This window comes from Rhizobium sp. P1_E6 (assembly GCF_056405875.1).
Genome location: NZ_JBFUBG010000212.1, coordinates 1 through 2,759, shown reverse-complemented (window position 1 = coordinate 2,759; position 2,759 = coordinate 1). Strand labels below are relative to the sequence as shown.

Below are 2,759 nucleotides of genomic sequence, written 5' to 3'. Positions count from 1 at the left end.
GATTTTGCCTTCCACCATGTGAATGATGCGGTCGGCGTTGAAATACACCTCGGGGGGTTCGTCGGAGATCAGGATGATCGCCAGGCCCTGGGCCGCCAACTTGCGCACGATCTCGAAGATGCCAGCGCGGGCACCGACATCGACGCCAACGGTTGGCGCATCGAGGATCAAAATCTTGGGACCGATGGCCAGCCACTTGGCGATTGCCACGCGTTGTTGGTTGCCGCCGGAGAGTGTTCGAATCGGGTCATCCGGCGTGCCAATCTTAATGCCCAGCGCCTTAATCCAATGGTCGACCACGCTCGCCTTCTTGGGCGGCGAGATCATGCCGCCCGACAGAAGCTTATCGAGCGATGACATGACCAGGTTGTCAGCGATTGACTGCGGCTGGTTGAGGCCGAGTGACAGCCGATCTTCGGAGAGATAGGCAATGCCCGCGCGGATGGCGTCTCGGTTGGAGCCAAAGTGAGCGCGCTTGCCCTCGATGGTGATTTCACCCGCTTGAGGGCGGTGCATACCGAAGATCGTCAGCGCAAGTTCAGTACGGCCAGCACCCAACAGGCCGGTTATTCCAAGGGTCTCACCGCGACGCAGGTCAAACGTGATGTCCTCGAACTCCCTTGCGCGAGTGAGCCCGCGGACGGAGAGGATGACGCTTGCGTCGTCATGGTCGGCGGCAATCACGGAACTGTCGAAATTCCGGCCCGTCATAAGCTCCGTCACGCGGGACTGGGTCATCCCCTCTCCCGGGAAAACGCCGACGAGCGAGCCGTCGCGAAGAACGGTCATTCGATCGGAAATCTCGAGTACTTCCGCAAGACGATGCGAAACAAAAACGACCGCGACACCGGATGCCGAGAGGTGTCGAACGATGTCGATCAGGTAGTCGGTTTCGGACTGTGTCAGCGATGCGGTCGGCTCATCCATGAAGACCAGTCGAGCTTCGCCGACCAAGGCGCGGGCGATGGCGACGATCTGGCGTTGCGCGATCGGCAATTCCTTGAGCGGCTTATGAAGGTCGATGCTGACACCGAGCCGCGCCAGTGCCTTTTCGGCCGCATCCACAATCTTCCGCTTATCGACCAGGCCGTACTTTCCGTTGACCGCGTACTGAAACCCGATGTTTTCGGCGACGGTCATCTCCGGGAAAAGCGCGAGGTCCTGCCAGATGACCTGAATACCCAGCGATTGCGCCAGCGTCGGTGTCATTGCCGTGATTGGCTGGCCGTCGAAAAGGAATTCGGCACCATCCTGCGGCTTATAAACGCCAGTGATGACCTTGATCAGCGTGCTCTTGCCGCAGCCGTTCTCACCTGCAAGGCAATGCACCTCGCCGGGATTGACCTCGAACGAGACCCCTTTCAGAGCCCGCACACCGCCAAACGTAACTTTGATATTCTTGAGTGAAAGGAGCGGTACAGCGCTCATAGCATATCCCCCTGATCAGCCGCCCGCTCGGCGGGGTGCGCAGGTGCCTAAAATCTCGATTGGGGGGTCGCGAGGAGCATGTCCCACGCGACCCCGGCCTGGGCTTGGGGAGGGTCAGAGGCCCATGGCGACCAGCTTGTCGATGCTTTCCTTGTTGATGGTCAAAAGCTGGTCGACGATGATCGTGTTGCCTTCGGGGTTGATCTTTCCGAGACCTTCGATGTCATCACCGGCCTTGGGAACTTCGCCCTTGGAGATACGGTCCGCAAGGGTCACGAAGACCTCGCCGGCTTGTTTGGGATTCCACATGAACCCGCCGGTCAGAGCACCCGACTTGATGAGCTTGGCGCCCTGCCCTGGCGAGAACGGACCGATCACGAACACCTTGCCGTCCTTGCGACGCTCTTCTACGGCGCGACCAGCACCGATTGGACCCTGCGAACCGAATGCCAGGAAGCCCTTGAGGTCGGCGTTCGCGGCCATCAGGTCGAGAGCCGTCGAGCGGCTCTTGTCGACGTCCTCGGCAACGCCGTAGCGGTCGCCGACGAGCTTCATATCAGGATAATTCGCTTTTATGTATGCGATAGCGGCATCAGCCCAGGCATTGTGCAGCGGAACGGTCAGCGATCCAACGAAGACCGCATAAGAGCCCTTGCCACCCATCTTTTCTGCAAGGAGCTTGCCATGCGCTTCGCCAAAGCCCTTGGCGGAAGCAAGTTCGAAGTCCCAGTCAGCGCCGACCTGCTTCGGCGATTCATGGGTGATGACCTTGATTCCGGCTTCCTGGGCCTTCTTGAGAACCGGCTCCAGAACCTTGGCGTCGTTGGGTACGACACCGATGAAGTCGACCTTCTGGGCGATCAGGTCTTCGATAGCACGAACCTGAAGAGCCGGATCGGCACTGGTCGGACCGACCATGAAGCCTTCGACACCGAGCTTGCTGCTCTGCTCCTTAATGCCGGCCTCCATGGCATTGAACCACGGGATACCGCCGATCTTCACCACAACACCGATCTTTGGTCCAGCGAAGGCGACGGATGCGAGAAGTGTCAGCGAGAGGCCGAGCGTGACTGCGAGCATTCTCTTCATGGATTTTCCTCCTCCAAACACGGTCAAAGGAGATGCGCCACACGAGCCCCATGCTTGTGTGCTAAGCGTTTTCGGCTCCATGATAGAACCTCCTCCCCTGCCRCTTTCCTCAAAGCGCCCATCCTTTGCACAATCGTTATTGCTTTCTTGCACAATCGATGGTGCAATAACCATATCACTAAAAGGCCTTTCGTCAAGAGGTTCGATTGTTCTAGATAGTGAAGATCGGTGAGGAGATTCGG

General features: G+C 58.7%; 2 protein-coding genes. Both read right to left on the bottom strand.

Annotated elements, in window-relative coordinates; genetic code table 11:
- On the bottom strand, window positions 1–1,428 hold a 1,428-nt coding region (locus AC1D35_RS35395), incomplete at its 3' end, for a sugar ABC transporter ATP-binding protein (protein ID WP_477942603.1).
- A 114-nt stretch (window positions 1,429–1,542) separates the two neighbouring features.
- Window positions 1,543–2,517, bottom strand: coding sequence for an autoinducer 2 ABC transporter substrate-binding protein (locus AC1D35_RS35390; RefSeq protein ID WP_113298873.1), 975 nt, complete (start codon window positions 2,515–2,517; stop codon window positions 1,543–1,545).
- Window positions 2,518–2,759: the final 242 nt, after the last annotated feature.